16 protein-coding genes are annotated in these 17,397 nt (G+C 70.1%); 8 read left to right on the top strand and 8 right to left on the bottom strand.

The window, feature by feature from the left end; translation table 11 throughout:
- Positions 1 to 60: 60 nt before the first annotated feature.
- Both ACAG26_RS18505 and ACAG26_RS18500 read left to right on the top strand, forming a co-directional pair.
- Positions 61 to 1,488 carry a chloride channel protein gene (locus ACAG26_RS18505; protein ID WP_370484530.1) on the top strand — a complete coding sequence of 476 codons (1,428 nt, stop codon included), beginning with the start codon at positions 61 to 63 and terminating at the stop codon, positions 1,486 to 1,488.
- A 144-nt stretch (positions 1,489 to 1,632) separates the two neighbouring features.
- On the top strand, positions 1,633 to 2,817 hold the full coding sequence (locus tag ACAG26_RS18500) for an FAD-binding domain (protein ID WP_370484529.1): 1,185 nt from the start codon (positions 1,633 to 1,635) through the stop codon (positions 2,815 to 2,817).
- Between the two features lie 50 nt (positions 2,818 to 2,867).
- On the opposite strand, the gene ACAG26_RS18495 is transcribed toward ACAG26_RS18500, so the two are convergent.
- Complete coding sequence (locus ACAG26_RS18495) at positions 2,868 to 3,776, bottom strand: haloalkane dehalogenase (RefSeq protein WP_370484528.1); 909 nt, start codon at positions 3,774 to 3,776, stop codon at positions 2,868 to 2,870.
- Between the two features lie 39 nt (positions 3,777 to 3,815).
- Positions 3,816 to 4,337: a DoxX family protein gene (locus ACAG26_RS18490; protein ID WP_370484527.1), complete on the bottom strand. Its 522-nt coding sequence runs from the start codon at positions 4,335 to 4,337 to the stop codon at positions 3,816 to 3,818.
- A 132-nt stretch (positions 4,338 to 4,469) separates the two neighbouring features.
- On the opposite strand from ACAG26_RS18490, the gene ACAG26_RS18485 reads away from it, so the two are divergent.
- Positions 4,470 to 6,413, top strand: coding sequence for a primosomal protein N' (locus ACAG26_RS18485; RefSeq protein WP_370484620.1), 1,944 nt, complete (start codon positions 4,470 to 4,472; stop codon positions 6,411 to 6,413).
- 9 nt (positions 6,414 to 6,422) lie between these two features.
- Here the strand turns inward: ACAG26_RS18485 and ACAG26_RS18480 are convergent, their stop codons facing one another.
- Both ACAG26_RS18480 and ACAG26_RS18475 read right to left on the bottom strand, forming a co-directional pair.
- Complete coding sequence (locus ACAG26_RS18480; RefSeq protein WP_370484526.1) at positions 6,423 to 7,868, bottom strand: nitrate/nitrite transporter; 1,446 nt, start codon at positions 7,866 to 7,868, stop codon at positions 6,423 to 6,425.
- Positions 7,869 to 7,895: 27 nt separating this feature from the next.
- A complete protein-coding gene (locus ACAG26_RS18475) occupies positions 7,896 to 8,720 on the bottom strand; it encodes a class I SAM-dependent methyltransferase (RefSeq protein ID WP_370484525.1) in 825 nt (274 codons plus the stop codon).
- A 158-nt stretch (positions 8,721 to 8,878) separates the two neighbouring features.
- On the opposite strand from ACAG26_RS18475, the gene ACAG26_RS18470 reads away from it, so the two are divergent.
- The gene (locus ACAG26_RS18470; protein WP_370484619.1) at positions 8,879 to 9,361 is read left to right on the top strand and encodes a MarR family transcriptional regulator; all 483 of its coding nucleotides are present in this window, start codon (positions 8,879 to 8,881) and stop codon (positions 9,359 to 9,361) included.
- A gap of 11 nt (positions 9,362 to 9,372) precedes the next feature.
- Here the strand turns inward: ACAG26_RS18470 and ACAG26_RS18465 are convergent, their stop codons facing one another.
- Together ACAG26_RS18465 and ACAG26_RS18460 are read right to left on the bottom strand one after the other, a co-directional pair.
- Complete coding sequence (locus tag ACAG26_RS18465) at positions 9,373 to 9,858, bottom strand: hemerythrin domain-containing protein (RefSeq protein ID WP_370484524.1); 486 nt, start codon at positions 9,856 to 9,858, stop codon at positions 9,373 to 9,375.
- Positions 9,855 to 10,808 carry a Rieske 2Fe-2S domain-containing protein gene (locus tag ACAG26_RS18460; RefSeq protein WP_370484523.1) on the bottom strand — a complete coding sequence of 318 codons (954 nt, stop codon included), beginning with the start codon at positions 10,806 to 10,808 and terminating at the stop codon, positions 9,855 to 9,857. Before ACAG26_RS18460 ends, ACAG26_RS18465 begins: the two co-directional genes overlap by 4 nt.
- 162 nt (positions 10,809 to 10,970) lie before the next feature.
- Between ACAG26_RS18460 and fmt the strand changes: the two genes are divergently transcribed.
- The 4 genes from fmt to ribD are packed head-to-tail and all read left to right on the top strand — an operon-like array spanning position 10,971 to position 14,996.
- Positions 10,971 to 11,897: a methionyl-tRNA formyltransferase gene (gene fmt, locus ACAG26_RS18455; RefSeq protein ID WP_370484522.1), complete on the top strand. Its 927-nt coding sequence runs from the start codon at positions 10,971 to 10,973 to the stop codon at positions 11,895 to 11,897.
- Positions 11,894 to 13,294: an RsmB/NOP family class I SAM-dependent RNA methyltransferase gene (locus ACAG26_RS18450; protein WP_370484521.1), complete on the top strand. Its 1,401-nt coding sequence runs from the start codon at positions 11,894 to 11,896 to the stop codon at positions 13,292 to 13,294. The genes fmt and ACAG26_RS18450 overlap by 4 nt, the downstream gene beginning before the upstream one ends.
- A 5-nt stretch (positions 13,295 to 13,299) precedes the next feature.
- Complete coding sequence (gene rpe, locus ACAG26_RS18445) at positions 13,300 to 13,977, top strand: ribulose-phosphate 3-epimerase (protein ID WP_370484520.1); 678 nt, start codon at positions 13,300 to 13,302, stop codon at positions 13,975 to 13,977.
- Entirely contained in the window at positions 13,974 to 14,996 is a 1,023-nt protein-coding gene (gene ribD / locus ACAG26_RS18440; RefSeq protein WP_370484519.1) for a bifunctional diaminohydroxyphosphoribosylaminopyrimidine deaminase/5-amino-6-(5-phosphoribosylamino)uracil reductase RibD, read from the top strand. Before rpe ends, ribD begins: the two co-directional genes overlap by 4 nt.
- Positions 14,997 to 15,095: 99 nt before the next feature.
- On the opposite strand, the gene ACAG26_RS18435 is transcribed toward ribD, so the two are convergent.
- Both ACAG26_RS18435 and ACAG26_RS18430 read right to left on the bottom strand, forming a co-directional pair.
- Positions 15,096 to 16,643 carry an MFS transporter gene (locus tag ACAG26_RS18435; protein WP_370484518.1) on the bottom strand — a complete coding sequence of 516 codons (1,548 nt, stop codon included), beginning with the start codon at positions 16,641 to 16,643 and terminating at the stop codon, positions 15,096 to 15,098.
- Positions 16,643 to 17,350: an LppX_LprAFG lipoprotein gene (locus tag ACAG26_RS18430; RefSeq protein WP_370484618.1), complete on the bottom strand. Its 708-nt coding sequence runs from the start codon at positions 17,348 to 17,350 to the stop codon at positions 16,643 to 16,645. The genes ACAG26_RS18435 and ACAG26_RS18430 overlap by 1 nt, the downstream gene beginning before the upstream one ends.
- Positions 17,351 to 17,397: the final 47 nt, after the last annotated feature.

Raw genomic sequence — 17,397 nt, 5'->3', positions numbered from 1 at the left:
GTGCACCGCTCGGCTTCAGCGGCCCTACGGATCTTGGTCGGCGCTGCTAGCGTGCCGGGCATGGCGGCGGAGGACCACGGCGGCGAGGTGCGGGCCAGAGGGCGGTTGGGCCGCTTCGTGACCAACGCCGAATATCTTCCCAAGTGGCTGCTGCTGGGCACGCTGATCGGTGTTGTCGCCGGCCTGGGCGCGGTGGTGTTCTATTTGGCGTTGAAGTACACCGGCGCATTCCTGCTGGGCTACCTGGCCGACTACCAGGTCCCGACCCCGCGGATTGAGGGCAATAATCCGGGATCGGGCAGCTACGCCAGGGCGTGGGCGATTCCGCTGGTGACGACGGCGGGGGCCCTGGTGTCGGCGCTGCTCGTGGCCAAATTCGCCCCCGAAGCCACCGGACACGGCACCGATAGTGCGATTGAGGCGGTGCACACCGATCCGCGTGCGATCCGCGGTCGGGTGGTGGTGGTGAAGATGCTGGCCAGTGCGCTCACCATTGGCTCCGGGGGGTCGGGGGGCCGTGAGGGGCCCACCGCCCAGATCTCCGCCGGCGTCGCCTCGTTGCTGACGCGCCGGTTGAACCTGTCCGACGCCGACGGCCGGATCCTGGTGTCAGTGGCCGTCGGAGCCGGTATCGGCGCCATCTTCGGTGCGCCGCTCGGTGGCGCGGTGCTGGCGGCGTCGATCATCTACCGTGAGGATTTCGAATACCGCACGCTGTACCCCGGTTTCATCACCTCGGCGACCGCTTACGCGGTATTCGGATCGCTGGTGGGTTTCGACCCGATGTTCGGTTTCGTGGACGCCGAATACCGCTTCGAGGATGCCGGGCCGCTGTTGTGGTTCGTGGTGCTGGGGATTGTCGCGGCGGCGGTGGGCTACCTGTACGCCCGGACCTTCTACGGTGTCGTGGCGCTGACCGACCGGGTCCGGGGCGGCGCGGTGCTCAAGCCGGCCCTCGGCGGGCTGCTGGTCGGCTTGCTGGCCCTGACGCTGCCGCAGGTCCTCAGCAGCGGCTACGGCTGGGTGCAGTTAGCCACCCTCAAACAGTCGCTGATCGCGATTCCGTTGTGGGTTGTGCTGGTGTTGCCGATCGCCAAGATTGTGGCCACATCGCTGTCGATCGGTACCGGCGGTTCGGGCGGCATATTCGGGCCCGGCATCGTCATCGGCGCGTTCGTCGGTGCGGCCGTGTGGCGGTTGGGTGACCTGTTCCAGCTGCCGGGTGTCCCCGCCGATCCCGGGATCTTCGTGGTGGTCGGGATGATGGCGTGTTTCGGCAGCGTCGCGCACGCACCGCTGGCCGTGCTGATCATGGTGGCCGAGATGACCGGATCGTTCGCGGTGGTGCCAGGCGCAATCATCGCGGTCGGCATTGCCTCGCTGCTGATGTCGCGCACCAATGTGAGCATCTACCGGGCGCAGCGCCTCGATCGCGAAGCCGTCGCACGCGAACGCGGCCGCCCGGTCGCCGTTGAGGGCGGTCGCTGAGGTGGCAGCGCGCGCACCGTCGCGACCGCAGACTGTATGCGCCATCGATTGTTTCCTACTGCTACTATTGCCAGCAGCATCGTTTGGTGCTCAACAATCTCCATTGCGCGCACGTGTCCGCCGCGAAGCAAAGGGAGAGGGCGGGTGAAGATCGCCGTTTGCGGGGCCGGCATCGCCGGGCCGACGCTGGCGTACTGGCTACGGCACGGCGGCCACGAGCCCACGTTGATCGAGAAGGCCCCGCAGCTTCGGACCGGCGGTTACGTGATCGATTTCTGGGGCTCGGGATATGCGATCGCCGAACGGATGGGTTTAGCACCCGCCGTGCAGGCTGCCGGGTATGCGGTTCAGGAGGTGCGACTAGTGGATCGCCGCGGCCGCACCGTGGGCGAGTTTCCGGTCGCAGGCTTCCGGCACAACTTCGGCGGGCGGTTCACCAGTCTGCCGCGTGGTGACCTGGCGGCACTTATCTATCAGGCCATCGAGGGCAGCGTCGAGACGATCTTCAACGACAGCATCGTCGGTATCGACCAACACGACGACGGTGTGCAGGTCACCTTCGAGCGGGGTAAGTCTCGCCGGTTTGACTTGGTGATCGGCGCCGGCGGCGTTCATTCGCCGGTGCGCGCCCTGGTATTCGGGCCTGACACGAAATTCCAGACCGCCCTCGGCTATCAGGTTGCGGCATTCGCGGTTAACGGCTACCAACCGCGCGAGGAACTGGTGTATGTGGCGTACACGGCGCCGAGACGCATGGCGGCCAGATTCGCGCTGCGTGATGACCGGACAATGTTTCTGTTGGTCTACGCCAACGACGCTAGGCTCAGCGCAGATCGGGATAGTCCGCACGACGGCAACATTGTTCTGCGACACGTTTTTGGCGACGCCGGATGGGAGTGCCCGCGAATCCTGTCGGAACTCGATCGCGTCGGGCAGGTGTACTTCGATCAGGTCACTCAAGTCACCATGGAGCGCTGGTCGAAAGGCCGGGTTGCCCTGATCGGCGACGCCGCCTCCTGCGTGTCGCTGTTGGCCGGCGAAGGCACCGGCCTGGCGATGCTTCAGGCCTACGTACTCGCCGGCGAGCTCAATGCGGCCGGTGGCGACCACCGCGAAGCGTTCCACCGCTACGAGAAAATGCTGCGGCCACTTATTGAGGCTAAGCAGCGGTCGGCGCGAAGCTTCGCATCCGCCTTCGCGCCCAAGACGCCACTCGGGCTTTGGACCCGTAACCAGGCAAGCAAACTGCTGGGCGTCCCGCGGTTAGCCGACTGGATCATCCGGCGCGAGTTCCGCGACGAGATCGAGTTGCCCGCCTACCCGACGTAGCTTGCACGACACGGCGGTACGCATCTGCTCGCCGGTGGTGGATGCGACCGTCAGGTCGCGCCGACGAATTCGACGACGACCCGGGCGAGATCTTCCCCTTGGTCTTCTTGCAGAAAATGTCCCGCGTCGGTGATGGTGACCGCCGGATGTGCGCGGGCCCCGGGCACATGCGCCGCCAGGACCGCATCCGCACCTTTGGTGATCGGGTCGGAGTCCGAAAATGCGCACAGAAACGGTTTCTCGTAGCGGCCCAGCGCGTCCCACGCGGCCCGATTCGCCGGCGTCGCAGGATCGTTGGGACTGGTGGGCACCAACATCGGGAACTGGCGCGCGCCGGCTTTGAACCTCTCGTCGGGAAACGGCGCGTCGTAGGCGGCGACGACGTCGGCGGACAGCTGGGATCGGCAGCCACCGTTGACGATCTGCCCGACGCCGAACTGGGGGGTCTGCTGGCTGTAGCGTTGCCAGGCCAAAAACGCCTCGCCCGGATGGGTATCTCCGGTCGGTAGGAACGTGTTGGCGGCAACGACGCGGGCGAAACGGCCGGGGTCCTCACCCACCAGGCGCAACCCGATCAGCCCGCCCCAGTCCTGGCACACCAGCGTGATGTCGGTCAGTCCGATCGCCTCAATGGTGGCGCGGGTCCAATCGACGTGAGCCTGGTAGGTGTAGTCGTCGCGACTGGCTGGCTTGTCGCTGCGCCCGAAACCGACCAAGTCGATCGCCACGGCGCGCAGACCCGCGCCGGCAATCACCGGAACCATTTTGCGGTACAGAAACGACCATGACGGCTCGCCGTGCAGCAGGAGCACGCATGGGCCGTCGGCCGGCCCCTCATCGATGTAGTGGACACGCAGCGGTGTGCCGCCGAGGCCGGTGCCCACGTCGACGTAGTGCGGTTGGAAGGGGTAGCCCGGCAGGTTGGCGAAACGCTCATCGGGCGTTCGAAGGATCTGCAACTGTGCTCCATCGCGTGGTGGTATGCGTACTCGTTCTGATTACCCGGGCGTTGAGTCCGCGGTGCTCGTCGCCGCCAAACGTCGACCGACCAGCCCGTCGAGGCTGGCCTTGCCGGGACCGACGCACAGCAGCCACAGCAACAGACCTACCAGCAGCCACTCCGGCGCATAAAACATATTGCTGAGGAAATCCCACCAATCGGGGTATTTCTGCGCCAGATTCGGGCCGATGTCCGTGATCAACGCGCCGACCATGTCCGCGGCCAGCACCAGCGACACCACGCGGGTGCCCAGACCCAGCATCAACCCCGCACCGCCAACCAGTTCCGCCCCCGCCGTCAGAGGGGCGAGATACCGCGCTCCGGGAATGCCCAGGGCGGCAAACATGTCCGTGAACGAACCGAGGTCGGCGAGCTTGCCGACGGCGCCGCTGAAGAACATGAAGCCGACGGTGAGTCGCAGTACCAGATTCGGTAGCCAGCCGAGGTTGGTCAGCGTATCGGTGACACGCCGGTACACCGAGCGAAATCGTGCGGTAACGACGGGAAAGTCGCGGACCATGAGATACCTCCGGCGCCGGTCATAATCGACGAGACTAGCCCCGCTGGGGTCGGCCCGGTCTGGTACACCTGCGGGGTGAGCGTCACCCCGCGGCAGGCCGCCGAGCACGAACCGATCGCGCGGGTGTTGCCGATGCTGGCGGTGCCGCACCTGGATCGCGAGTTCGACTATCTGGTCGGCGCCGACCAGTCCGACGACGCGCAGCCCGGGGTGCGGGTGCGGGTCCGCTTCCACGGCCGGCTGGTCGACGCGTTCGTCGTGGAGCGTCGCACCGACACCGATCACGTCGGGCAGCTGGGATGGCTGGACCGGGTGGTGTCGGCCGAGCCGGTGCTGACCGCCGAGATCCGCCGGTTGGTCGAGGCGGTGGCGGCCCGCTACGCCGGCACCCGCCCGGACGTGCTGCGGCTGGCGGTGCCGCCCCGGCACGCCCGGGTGGAGCGCGAAACACCGGCCGCGCCGTCGCGCCCGCAGCTCACGCCGGTCGACCCCGCCGGCTGGCAGACCTACGGGCGCGGCGCCCAGTTCCTGACCGCGCTCGGTGAGTCGCGGGCGGCCCGCGCCGTGTGGCAGGCGCTGCCCGGCGACCCGTGGGCCGACCGTTTCGTCGACGCCGCGGTCGCGACCATCGCGGCCGGACAGGCCGTGCTGGCGATCGTGCCCGATCAGCGGGACGTGGACACGCTGTGGCGGGCCGCCACCGCCCGCATCGACGAATCCGCCGTGGTGGCGCTGTCGGCGGGTCTGGGCCCGGCCGCCCGCTACCGGCGCTGGCTGGCGGTGCTGCGCGGCCACGCGCGGCTGGTGATCGGTACCCGCAGCGCGGTATTCGCCCCGGTCGCCGACCTGGGCCTGGTGATGGTGTGGGACGACGGCGACGACACGCTGGCTGAACCGCGGGCCCCCTACCCGCACGCCCGCGACGTGGCGATGCTGCGCGCCCACCAACTGCGCTGCGCCGCGCTGATCGGCGGCTACGCCCGCACCGCCGAAGCCCAGGCGCTGGTGCGCAGCGGATGGGCGCACGATGTGGTGGCACCGCGCTCAGCGGTGCGGGCCGCCACCCCGCGGGTGGTCGCCCTCGACGACAGCGGCTACGCCGAGGAACGCGACCCGGCCGCGCGCACCGCCCGGCTGCCGTCGGTGGCGCTGCGTGCCGCCCGCGCGGCGCTGGACGCCAAAGCACCGGTGCTGGTGCAGGTTCCGCGGCGTGGCTACGTCCCGTCGTTGGCCTGTGGGCGCTGCCGCGCCATCGCCCGCTGCCGGCACTGCACCGGGCCGCTGTCGCTGCCGGATGCCGGGCGCGGCGCGGTGTGTCGATGGTGCGGTCGCATGGACCCGGTGCTGCGCTGCGCACGGTGCGGATCGGAGGCGGTGCGTGCCGTCGTCGTCGGCGCCCGCCGCACCGCCGAGGAACTCGGCCGGGCGTTTCCCGGCGCCACCGTGATCACGTCAGCGGGGGAGACCGTGGTCGCCGAGATCGACGCCGGTCCAGCCCTGGTGGTCGCCACGCCCGGCGCCGAACCCCGCGCCGCGGGCGGCTACGGGGCGGCGCTGCTGCTGGACAGCTGGGCGCTGCTGGGCCGCCAAGATCTGCGGGCGGCCGAGGACACGCTGCGGCGCTGGCTGGCGGCGACGGCGCTGGTCCGCGCCCGCGGGGACGGCGGGGTGGTGACGGTGGTCGCCGAATCCTCCATTCCCACCGTGCAAGCGCTGATCCGCTGGGATCCGGTGGGCCACGCCGAGTCGGAGTTGGCGGCCCGCGGCGAGGTTGGTTTGCCGCCGGCCGTGCACATGGCCGCGCTCGACGGCACCGCCGAGGCGGTGGCGGCGCTGCTCGACGACGTGCGGTTGCCCGACGGCGCGGACCTGCTCGGACCGGTGGATCTGCCGCCGGGGGCGCGCCGCCCGGCGGGGGTGGCCACCGACGCCCCGGTCACCCGGATGTTGGTGCGGGTCGGTCGCGACCAGGGTCTGGCGCTGGCGGCGGCCCTGCGGCGCAGCATCGGGTTGTCATCCGCCCGGCACGACCAGCGGCCGGTGCGGGTTCAGGTCGACCCACTGCACATCGGCTAGGCAGCCCCGTCATCGGCGTCGGGCCGCAGCGGCACCGCGGGTCACGCGGGCAGCCAGTCCCAGGCGTGGTTGGGTCGATCGCACGTCCTTGGATCGTTCCCGTGGCGCAGACCCGGGGCGGCGCACATATCGGGCCCAGGTCAACACAGCGGCCACAACGTAGAAGGCAACGAACGCCCAGAACGCCGCGGTTTCGGTGCCGGTGCTCAGGTAGGACTGGCGCAACGCCAGGTTGATTCCTACCCCGCCAAGCGCGCCGAAGGCGGCAACGAAACCGATCACCGCCCCAGCCGTGGCCTGTGACCAGCGGCGGCGTTCGGCCTCGCCAAGGTCCAACGAGTGGCTGCGTGCCTCGAAGATCGACGGGATCATCTTGTACACCGACCCATTGCCCAGGCCCGCCAGCATGAACAACACGACGAAGCATCCGACATAGCCCACCATCAGGGGGGTCGTGTGGCCGCCGTGACGGTCGGTGGCGATGCTGACGCCGATCAACACTCCGGTTGCCAGCACCATGGCTGCAAAGACAGCCAGGGTGACTCGGCTCCCGCCGAGCCGGTCAGCAAGCCTGCCGCCGTAGATGCGGGCCAGCGACCCGAGCGCGGGACCGATGAAGGCGAATTCGGCGGCGTGCAGTGCCGCCGGTACGGCGGTTTGCCCGGCCGCGGTGAAATTGGCCTGCAGCACCAGCCCGAAGGCGAACGAGAACCCGATCCACGAGCCGAATGTGCCCAGGTACAGCAGGGCCAGCATCCAGGTGTCCGCGTTGCTCAGCACCGTGCGGAGGTGACCCGGTTTGGTGGCGTGTTCGAGGTTGTCCATGTTGCGCGCGGCGCCCAGACCGACCGCGATCAGCAGCCCGAGGTACAGCGCACACACCCAGTACGGTGCGTCGTGGCCGGTGGTGGCCAGCACCAGCAGGCCCACCAGCTGAATCATCGGCACGCCGAGGTTGCCGGCACCCGCATTGAGCCCCAGCGCTGAGCCCTTGAGTCGCTGCGGGTAGAACCGGTTGGTGTTCGTCATCGATGCGGCGTAGTTGGCGCCGCCGCACCCGGTCAGCGCGGCGCACACCAGATAGGGCCAGAGCGGAAGACCCGGGTGCGCCAGCAACATCGCCGCCGCCCCGGTGGGAACCAGCAGCACGGCGATCGACGCCACCGTCCAGTTGCGGCCACCGAACGTGGCGATCCCCAACGAATAGGGGATCCGTAGCGAAGCCGCAACCAGGGTGGCGGTGGCGCCGAGCAAAAACTTGTCGCTCGCGGAGAACCCGTACACCGACTCTGGCATGAACAGCGCCAGCACCGGCCACAGCGTCCACACGCCGAACGCGATGTGGTCGCAGGCGATGATCCACAGCAGGTTGCGCCGCGCGATCGCGTGGTTACCGGCGCGCCAGGCTCGGGCGTCTTCGGCGTCCCAGCCGGTGATGCTATGCGGATGCGCCATCGGCTGGTGGTCTTTCGCCGCGGTGGGTCATCGCTTCTGCGCGGTGACCAGCAGGTATTCCCACTGCATGACGCCGTCGCGGAGATGCTGGTCGGCGAGCTCGACCAGCTCGGCGTCCAGCGCGGCGGCCACCGCGGGGTTGTCGCCGATGAGACGGTAGGCGTCGATCGTCGGGCCGTAATGGTTCTTGAAGTAGTCGTGGACCGCCGCGGCGCTGTCGAACCGGTCCACCTGCAGCATCCACCGTCGGCTGCGGATGATGTCGACCCGGCCGCCCAGCAGATTCCGGACATAGTCGTCGCGGCCCCACAACGCCGCCGGCGGCACGCCCGGCACCTGGGTGGGCCGATACGGCCGGATCGCCGCCAGCATCCGACCGAAGAACCCGTCGGGTGTCCAGTTCGCAAGCGCGATCGTGCCGCCGGGGCGACAAACCCGGACCAGTTCGTCGGCCGCGCGCTGGTGGTTCGGCGCGAACATCACCCCGATCCCGGACAGCACCGCATCGAACTCGTCGTCGCCGAAGGGCAGGGCCTGCGCATCGGCCTCCTGCCAGTCCATCGTCACCTTGTGCTCGACGGCCCGCAGCCGCGAGCGCTGCAGCAGTTCCGGGGTGAGATCGGAGGAGACCACGGTGGCGCCGGTCAGCGCGGCCGGGATCGAGATGTTGCCCGATCCGGCGGCCACGTCGAGCACCCGATCGCCGGCGCCGATGCCGCTGGCGCTGACCAGCGTCGGGCCGATCGGTGCCATCACTTGCTCGGCCATCAGCGCGTAGTCGCCCATCGCCCACATCGTGCGGTGCAGCGACGCCGCGGTCTGCTCGGCGATGGTCGAGGTGTCAACCGTCATCGGGGTCTCCTCATAGCGTTATTCCGGCGCCGACGGCGGAGAAACCCGCAGCACACGCCAGCCGATTTGATAGCTATAAGAAACAGTAGCCATAGGAAATAGTAGAGTCCTGATAGAGTTCTGTGGATCGCCTGGAGGGAGGCACGTTGACCGACCCGATGCCCACCGAAGAGCCGTCGGGAACCGAGGAGTCGCTGGATGCCATCACCGACGCACTGCTGACCGCATCGCGGCTTTTGGTGGCCATCTCGGCGCACTCCATCGCGCAGGTCGACGAGACCATCACCATCCCGCAGTTCCGCACCCTGGTCCTGCTGGGCAATCACGGTCCGATCAACCTGGCCACGCTGGCCAGCCTGCTGGGTGTGCGGCCCTCGGCGGCCGGACGCATGGTCGACCGGCTGGTGGGCGGCGGGCTGATCGACCGGCTGCCCCACCCGACGTCGCGGCGCGAATTGCTGGTCGCGTTGACCGAACGCGGCAATGCGGTGGTTCGGGAGGTCACCAGGCAGCGGCGCGCCGAGATTGCCCGCATCGTGGAAAGCATGCCGGTACCGGAGCGGCACGGGCTGGTGCGGGCGCTGACCGCGTTCACCGCCGCCGGCGGTGAGCCCGCCGCTTATCTCGACGGGGCGGAATAGCCGGCCCGGTCTCACAGTGCCCGCAGCAGCCTGGCACGAGTGCGCACATGCAATCGATGCCTGCTGGAATTGCGCAGCTTGTCGATCGTGGCGGCCATATCCCGGCCCAGCGCATCAAGTTCGTCGTCGGTGAGATCGACCGGAGTCGGCGGGGGAACCAGATCGCGCTCTTCCTCGGTGGCGTGCGCATCCAGCACCGAGACGAACGCATGCCATTCGTCCTCGTATTGCGCGGCGGTCGGGGAGGTGCCGAGGAGGGTAGCGAGCTGATCGAATACCTGGCGATGCTCGGCGTGTGCCACGGCGATCAGATGGGTGGCCGCCGCCATCGCCGGGTAGTACAGGTCGTCTTCGATGCGCATATGGATGTCCAACTCGACCAGCAATTCATCCAGCGCGCTGCGGCGTTCGGCGCTGCCCGCCGGTGCCGCGCTGATCGTCGCGCACAGCCCGCGCAGCACCCGGTGGTGGTCTTTCAGCACGTCGTAGGCGTTCACCGGTCCGCTCCGCTGCCGGCGCCGCCACGGATTTCGATCACGTCGTCGCGCACCCGGGTCTGATAGCAGGGCAGCGGTGCGGCGGCCGGCCCGCGCAACACCGCACCGGAGTCGACGTCAAACCGGGAGCCGTGCCACGGGCATACCATCCGGCCTCGGTCGATCCAGCCGTCGGCCATCGGCGCGGCCAGATGCGGACAGTACTCGCCGACCGCGGAGATCTTCTCCCCGGCCCGGCACAGGATCACCGCGGCCCCGTCCACCTCGACACGCCGTAGCTGCTGCTCGGGCAACGACGGCAACGGCAGTACCGGTGTCCAATCCGGGGTATGGAGCGGCTCACCGGATCGGTTGGTGCCGATGCCGGATTCGAAGACCAGATGACCGCCCAGATATCCGCCCGCGATAGTGACCGCGTAGCCGAATGCACCGACCACGATCCCGCGCCGGTGGCGACCGCGGCGTCGCTCCCGCAACGACACCGCGTAGAGCCCGGTGGCCAGGGTGTTCAACATCCCGTGAACGGCTCCGATGCGCCGATCGCGTTCCTGGGTGTGCTGCCAGTCGGTGAGGCCAGTAATGGTTGCTGCCACGTTCATCAGGACGCCGAACCCGAGCGCGCGCCGGGCAAACCGGGACGCGTCGCGGATCTCTGCGGCGGGTCGGCCGGGCAGCAAGCTGACGGCATCCAACGCCACCGTCGTACCCACCGCGCCGGTCGCCAGCCCGGCCAGTGGTGCATGCACGGGGTGACCGAGCCACACGCCGTGCAGCAGGTTGGTCACCCGCTCACGTGCCCGGCCCAACGGGAAGAAGGCAAAGCTGACGGCGTGCTCAAAGCGGTAGCTGGGGCGGTCCAGCCAAGATTGGCGTCCCAACACCGAGACCACCTGTTGGCCGACGCTGTGGAGCTTGTTTTCAATGCGGCGCGACGGCCGAACCACAATCATGACGTCCTTCCCTGATGCCGACTTGGTCAACGGGGCGGGAGGCGACACCGCCGCCTGAGGCCAGAATGCGCCGGCCCCGTGGTGGGCGGCAGCAGTACCAGGTTCGAGTCTGCTATCGATACGCTGGAGAAACGCTGGACGCGGTGTCCCTACACTGGCCCAGTGCGCCTCGTCTTTGCCGGTACCCCCGAACCCGCGCTACCCGCGCTGCAGCGGCTCCTCGACTCGCCCCGCCACCAGGTGATCGCGGTGCTCACCCGACCCGACGCCGCCGCCGGCCGGCGCGGCAAACCGGAGCCGTCGCCGGTGGCCCGACTGGCGCTCGAGCACGACATCCCGGTGCTGCGGCCGGCCAAACCGAACTCGGCGGAGTTCGTCGCCGAACTGGCGGCGCTGGCGCCGGAGTGCTGCGCGGTGGTGGCCTACGGCGCGCTGCTGCGCGAGCGGCTGCTCGCGGTGCCCGCCCACGGCTGGATCAACCTGCATTTCTCGCTGCTGCCGGCGTGGCGGGGCGCGGCCCCGGTGCAAGCCGCGATCGCCGCCGGCGACCCCATCACCGGCGCCAGCACCTTCCAGATCGAACCGGACCTGGATTCCGGGCCGGTCTACGGCGTGGTCACCGAGACGATCCGGCCGACCGACACCGCCGGTGATCTGCTGGGCCGGCTCGCGGTGTCCGGCGCGCAGCTGCTGGAGGCCACTCTGGACGGCCTCGGGTCACTGACCCCGGTGCCGCAGTCGCCGGAGGGGGTCAGCTACGCCCCGAAGGTCACCGTCGAGCAGGCCCGGGTGCGCTGGGATCAGCCGGCCCAGGCCGTCGAGCGCGGCATCCGGGCCGTCACCCCCAACCCGGGCGCCTGGACCCTGATCGGGGACCTGCGGGTCAAGCTCGGGCCGGTCGGTGTCGCCGCCGACGCGCCGAAACCGTTGCCGCCCGGCGTCCTGCACGTCGACCGGCGCCACGTGTGGATCGGCACCGGGTCGGATCCGGTGCGGCTGGGCCACCTTCAGCCGCCCGGCAAGAAAGCCATGGACGCCGCCGACTGGGCCCGCGGCGCCCGGCTCGACCCGGCCGTGCGGGCGTCATGACGCACCCCAAGCGGCGGCCCTCCCGCAAACCGCCGCAGCGCAAGGGTCCTCGCCCGCCGCGCCGCAAACCGCTGGACCCGGCCCGGCGCGCCGCGTTCGACGTGCTGCGGGCGGTCACCGACCGCGACGCCTACCCGAACCTGGCGCTGCCGGCGCTGCTGCGCGACCGCGGCATCACCGGCCGCGACGCCGCCTTCGCCACCGAGCTGACCTACGGCACCTGCCGCACCCGCGGCCTGCTGGACGCGGTGATCGCCGCCGCCGCGGAACGACCGGCCGACACCATCAACCCGGTGCTGCTGGATCTGCTGCGGCTGGGCTGCTACCAGCTGCTGCGCACCCGGGTGGACGCGCACGCCGCGGTGTCCACCACCGTCGACCAGGCGGGCATCGAATTCGATTCGGCCCGAGCGGGTTTCGTCAACGGTGTGCTGCGCACCATCAGTGCCCGCGAGGAGCAGTCCTGGGTGGCCGAGCTGGCGCCGGCCGGCGACCCGGTCGGGCAGTTGGCGTTCACCCACGCCCACCCGCGCTGGATCGCCCAAGCCTTCGCCGACGCGTTGGGCGCACGGGCGGGGGAACTGGCGGCGGTGCTGGCCAGCGACGACGAGCGGCCCCAGGTGCATCTGGCGGCCCGGCCCGGGGTGCTGTCGGCCGCCGAGCTGGCCGAGGCGGTCGGCGGTGGCCTCGGCCGGTATTCGCCGCACGCGGTGTACTTGCCGGGTGGTGATCCCGCGCAACTGGCCGCGGTGCGCGACGGGCAGGCCCTGGTCCAGGACGAGGGCAGCCAGCTGGTGGCCCGCGCGCTGACGCTGGCGCCCGTCGACGGTGACACCGGGCGGTGGCTGGACCTGTGCGCCGGACCGGGCGGCAAAACCGCGCTGCTGGCCGGGTTGGGCGCCGGGGTCGGCGCCCGGGTGACCGCCGTCGAGGTGTCGGCCACACGCGCCGGTTTGGTCACCGACAACACCCGCGGCCTGCCGGTCGACGTGGTCTGCGCCGACGGGCGCGATGCCGGCCTGGCGCCCGGGTTCGACCGGGTGCTGGTCGACGTGCCGTGCACCGGACTGGGGTCGTTGCGCCGCCGCCCGGAGTCGCGGTGGCGGCGCCAGCCCACCGACCTGCCGGAGCTGACCAAGCTGCAGCGCGAACTGCTGGGCGCCGCGATCGCGCTGACCCGCCCCGGCGGGGTGGTGCTGTACGCCACCTGCTCGCCGCACCTGGTCGAAACCGTCGGCGTGGTCGCCGACGCGCTGCGCCGCCACCCGGTGACCGCGCTGGACACCCGGCCGCTGTTCGCCCCCGCCGCCGATCTCGGCGACGGCCCGTACGTGCAGCTGTGGCCGCACCGGCACGGCACCGACGCCATGTTCGCCGCGGCGCTCCAAGTAGGCTGAGCGCCATGGCACGGCCCCTGATAGCCCCGTCGATCCTGGCCGCCGATTTCGCCCGGCTGGCCGACGAAGCCGCCGCCGTGCAAGGCGCCGACTGGTTGCACGTGGACGTGATGGACGGCCATTTCGTGCCGAACCTGACCCTCGGGCTGCCGGTGGTGGAAAGCTTGCTCAACGCCACCGACATCCCGATGGACTGCCATCTGATGATCGAGGACCCGGACCGCTGGGCGCCGCCGTACGCCGAGGCCGGTGCGCACAACGTCACCTTCCACGCCGAGGCCACCGACAACCCGGTCGCCGTCGCGCGCGATATCCGGGCCGCCGGCGCCAAGGCCGGGCTGTCCGTCAAACCGGGCACCCCGCTGGAGCCCTACCTGGACATCCTGCGCGACTTCGACACCTTGCTGGTGATGTCGGTGGAGCCGGGTTTCGGCGGGCAGTCGTTTATCCCCGAGGTGCTGGGCAAGGTGCGCACCCTGCGCAAACTGGTCGACTCCGGCGAGTTGCAGATCCTGGTCGAGATCGACGGCGGCATCAACGCCGACACCATCGAGGCGGCCGCCGAGGCCGGGGTGGACTGCTTTGTCGCCGGGTCGGCGGTCTACAGCGCCGCGGATCCGGCCGCGGCGGTCGAGGCGCTGCGCCGGCAGGCCACGGCCGCCTCCCCGCATCTGCGGCCATGAGCACCCCGCTGGCCGTGGGCCACGATGCCGCGATGGCGCTGGCCGTCGAGCAGGCCGAGCGGGTCAAGGGCAGCACCTACCCCAATCCGCCGGTGGGCGCGGTCATCGTGGACCGCGACCACCGGGTGGTCGGGGTGGGCGGCACCGAGCCCGCCGGCGGTGCGCACGCCGAGGTGGTGGCGTTGCGCCGGGCCGGGGGGCTGGCCGCCGGCGGCACCGCGGTCATCACCCTGGAACCGTGCAACCACCACGGCAAAACCCCGCCGTGCACCGACGCCCTGCTCGACGCCGGGGTCGCGCAGGTGGTCTACGCCGTCACCGACCCCAACCCGATCGCCGCCGGCGGCGCCGACCGGCTGCGGGCGGCGGGGGTGCGGGTAATCACCGGGGTGCAGGCCGAGGCGGTGGCGGCCGGGCCGCTGCGGGAATGGCTGCACAAGCAGCGCACCGGGTCACCGCACGTGACCTGGAAGTACGCCGCCAGCGTCGACGGTCGCAGCGCGGCCGCCGACGGCTCCAGCCAGTGGATCACCAGCGACACCGCCCGCGCCGACGTGCATCGCCGCCGCGCGGCCGCCGACGCGATCGTGGTCGGCACCGGCACGGTGCTGGCCGACGACCCGGCGTTGACCGCCCGGCTGCCCGACGGCAGCCTGGCCGATCGCCAGCCGCTGCGCGTCGTGGTGGGGGAGCGCGAAATCTCGTCGGAGGCAAAGGTGCTCAACGACGACTCGCGGACCATGGTGATCCGCACCCACGATCCGGCCGAGGTGCTTAAGGCGCTGTCGGACCGCACCGATGTGCTCATCGAGGGCGGCCCCACCCTGGCCGGGGCGTTTCTGCGGGCCGGGGCGATCGACCGCATCCTGGCCTACGTGGCGCCGATCCTGCTGGGCGGGCCGATCACCGCGGTGCACGACGTCGGGGTGCCGTCCATCGCGCGGGCCCTGCGCTGGCGGTTCGACGGGGTGCAGCGCGTCGGCCCCGACGTGCTGCTCAGCCTGGTCCCCAACCCGTGACCCCGTGACCCCTTGGGCCTTGGGCCTGGACCGCGAGCGTGCGCAGATGCACGCTAAAACCGGTGAAAACGCGTACATCTGTGCACGCTCGCGACGAGGTCAGTTCTCGGCGGCGACCACTTCCGCATCCGGCTCCGGTTCGTCGGCGTGTTCTTTGCGGGCCCCGATCAGTAGGCCCAGCAGCGCACCGACGATGCACACGATCGCGGTTATGAAGAACATCTCCCCGTACTGCATGGCGAACGCGAGCCGGTAATTGGCCGCCTGGGCGGCCAGCTGTTCGGCCAGCGAGTGACCAGCACCGCGGCTCGGCAGGCCGGCCAGGATCTGGTTGAACCGGTGCAGCCCCCACGCCGACAGCGCGGCCATCCCGACCAGCATGCCGGTCATCCGGGCCACCACCACCCCCGACGAGGCGATGCCGTGCTGCGCCGCGGGCACCACCCGCAGCGCCGCCGAGGTCAGCGGCCCGATCACCAGGCCCAAGCCGATCCCGGCCAGCGCCAGGTCGGTGTCCATGGCCGGCAGCGTGAAGAAACCGAAGTTGTGCCGGTACGCCAGCAGATCGACCGGCCACTTGGAGATCCACCAGTAGCCGAACGCGGCGATGAGCAGCCCGGCGAAGGTGACCGCCCGGTCACCCACCCGGGTGGCGATCCAGCCGCCGGCCAGCGCGCCGATCGGCAGCGCGATCAAAAACCGCAGCAGCAGACCGGCCGCCGCGTTTTGATCCAAGCCCAGCACGCCCTGACCGAACAATTCGACATTGACCAGGGTCACCATCAGCGCGGCGCCCGCGCACAGCGAGGCGCCCAGCGCGGCGAAAAACGGCCGGAAGTGCACGCCGACGGGGTCGATCAGCCGGGTGCGGGCGAAGAACCGCTCCCACACCCCGAACGCCACCGCGGCCAGCAGCGCGAACCCCAGCACCGGCAGCCCCCAGTCGGGCAGCGCTTGTTTGGCGTTGGGCTCCGGGTTGTACAGCCCGAGCACGGCCAGGCCCAGCGTGATCGCCAGCAGCACCCCGCCGATGACGTCGATGCGTTCCGGCGGGCCGTCGCCCTTGGCCTTGGACGGCAGGCTGAAGTGGATCATGACCATCGCGATCGCGGTTAGCGGCACATTGATCCAGAACACGTCGCGCCAGTCCCGCAGCAGCCACACGATGAAAATGCCGTACAGCGGCCCCAGTACGCTGCCCAGCTCCTGGGCGGCCCCGATACCGCCGAGCACCCCGGCGCGGTTGCGCTCCGACCACAGGTCGGCGCCCAGCGCCAGCGTCACCGGCAGCAGCGCACCGCTGGCCACCCCCTGGATGGTGCGGCCGACCACCAGCATGGACAGGTCGGTGGATAGAGCGGTGACCACCGAACCGGCCGCGAACGCCGCCAGGCTGGCCTGCAGCAGCATCTTGCGGCCGAACCGGTCGGAGGCCCGACCCAGCAGCGGCATCGCCGCGATGTAGCCCAGCAGGTAGCAGGTGACGATCGGGGTGATCTGCTGAATCTTGTTGATCGGGATACCGACACCGTCGGGCGGCGGGGCCATGATGTCGCGCATGATCGTGACCACGACATAGGTGTCGAGGGCACCCAGCAGGACGGCGAGGCTCCCGGCGCCGATCGCTACCGTACGGCCGGCCCGCATCACACCGCCGGCTTGTCGACGGTGACCGGCGTGTTCCAGTTCGACAGGGTCATCTGGATCGAGTTGCCCTTGCTCTTGTCCAGCGTGGCCTGCACCAGCTGGTGCGGGTCGGCGGCCTGGATCCACACCGTCGCCGGCAGCGGCTCGGTCGCGTTGAGCTGCGCGGCCAGCTTGTTGACGGCGTCGGCGGGGACCTTGCCGGAGATCTTGATGGTGTCCTGGCCGTTGATGGTCTCCTGGTCCTCGGCCTTGGCGTCGGCGAAGTTGGCCAGCACGTTGGCCAGGCCGGTGTCCGGGTTCAGGATCTGCGAGGGGTCATAAATCTCGGCGGCCGGCCCGTAATCGGTCCAGGTGTCGCCGCTGAGCACCGCATACAGGTCCGCGTCGAACACCACGAACTTGACGTCGACGTCGGAGGTCCCGAAGGTGATCTTCGCGTCGCCCTTGGCCGCGGTTTTGGGATCGGTGGTCAGATCACCGTTGAGCGTCTTGACGGGCAGCTTGTCGATTTTCCCAGCCACCGACAGGTCCAGGTGCACGCTTTTGAGGCTCTTGGTGCTCGCACTGGATTCCTTGAGCAACGTGGTGGGGTCGGGTAGCGGGCCGCTGGCCTTCGACTTCGAGTGACAGCCGGCGACCAGGCCGACGGTGACGGCGAGGATGGCGAGGACAACGGCGGGGATTCTGCGGCGGCGCGTCAGCATGATGGCAATCGTAACGGTGCCGACGAAAACCGTGGTGGCGCCGTCGGTGG

This window comes from Mycobacterium sp. pUA109 (assembly GCF_041287095.1).
Lineage (GTDB): Bacteria > Actinomycetota > Actinomycetes > Mycobacteriales > Mycobacteriaceae > Mycobacterium.
This window is presented reverse-complemented; position numbering and strand designations above follow the sequence as displayed.

Bases quoted from the DNA above. Each gene is read 5' to 3' on its own strand.
- ACAG26_RS18505 (WP_370484530.1), top strand. From the start codon at position 61: ATGGCGGCGGAGGACCACGGCGGCGAGGTGCGGGCCAGAGGGCGGTTG.
- ACAG26_RS18490 (WP_370484527.1), bottom strand. From the start codon at position 4,337: ATGGTCCGCGACTTTCCCGTCGTTACCGCACGATTTCGCTCGGTGTAC.
- ACAG26_RS18485 (WP_370484620.1), top strand. From the start codon at position 4,470: ATGCTGGCGGTGCCGCACCTGGATCGCGAGTTCGACTATCTGGTCGGC.
- ACAG26_RS18480 (WP_370484526.1), bottom strand. From the start codon at position 7,868: ATGGCGCATCCGCATAGCATCACCGGCTGGGACGCCGAAGACGCCCGA.
- ACAG26_RS18475 (WP_370484525.1), bottom strand. From the start codon at position 8,720: ATGACGGTTGACACCTCGACCATCGCCGAGCAGACCGCGGCGTCGCTG.
- ACAG26_RS18470 (WP_370484619.1), top strand. From the start codon at position 8,879: ATGCCCACCGAAGAGCCGTCGGGAACCGAGGAGTCGCTGGATGCCATC.
- ACAG26_RS18460 (WP_370484523.1), bottom strand. From the start codon at position 10,808: ATGATTGTGGTTCGGCCGTCGCGCCGCATTGAAAACAAGCTCCACAGC.
- ACAG26_RS18450 (WP_370484521.1), top strand. From the start codon at position 11,894: ATGACGCACCCCAAGCGGCGGCCCTCCCGCAAACCGCCGCAGCGCAAG.
- rpe (WP_370484520.1), top strand. From the start codon at position 13,300: ATGGCACGGCCCCTGATAGCCCCGTCGATCCTGGCCGCCGATTTCGCC.
- ribD (WP_370484519.1), top strand. From the start codon at position 13,974: ATGAGCACCCCGCTGGCCGTGGGCCACGATGCCGCGATGGCGCTGGCC.
- ACAG26_RS18435 (WP_370484518.1), bottom strand. From the start codon at position 16,643: ATGCGGGCCGGCCGTACGGTAGCGATCGGCGCCGGGAGCCTCGCCGTC.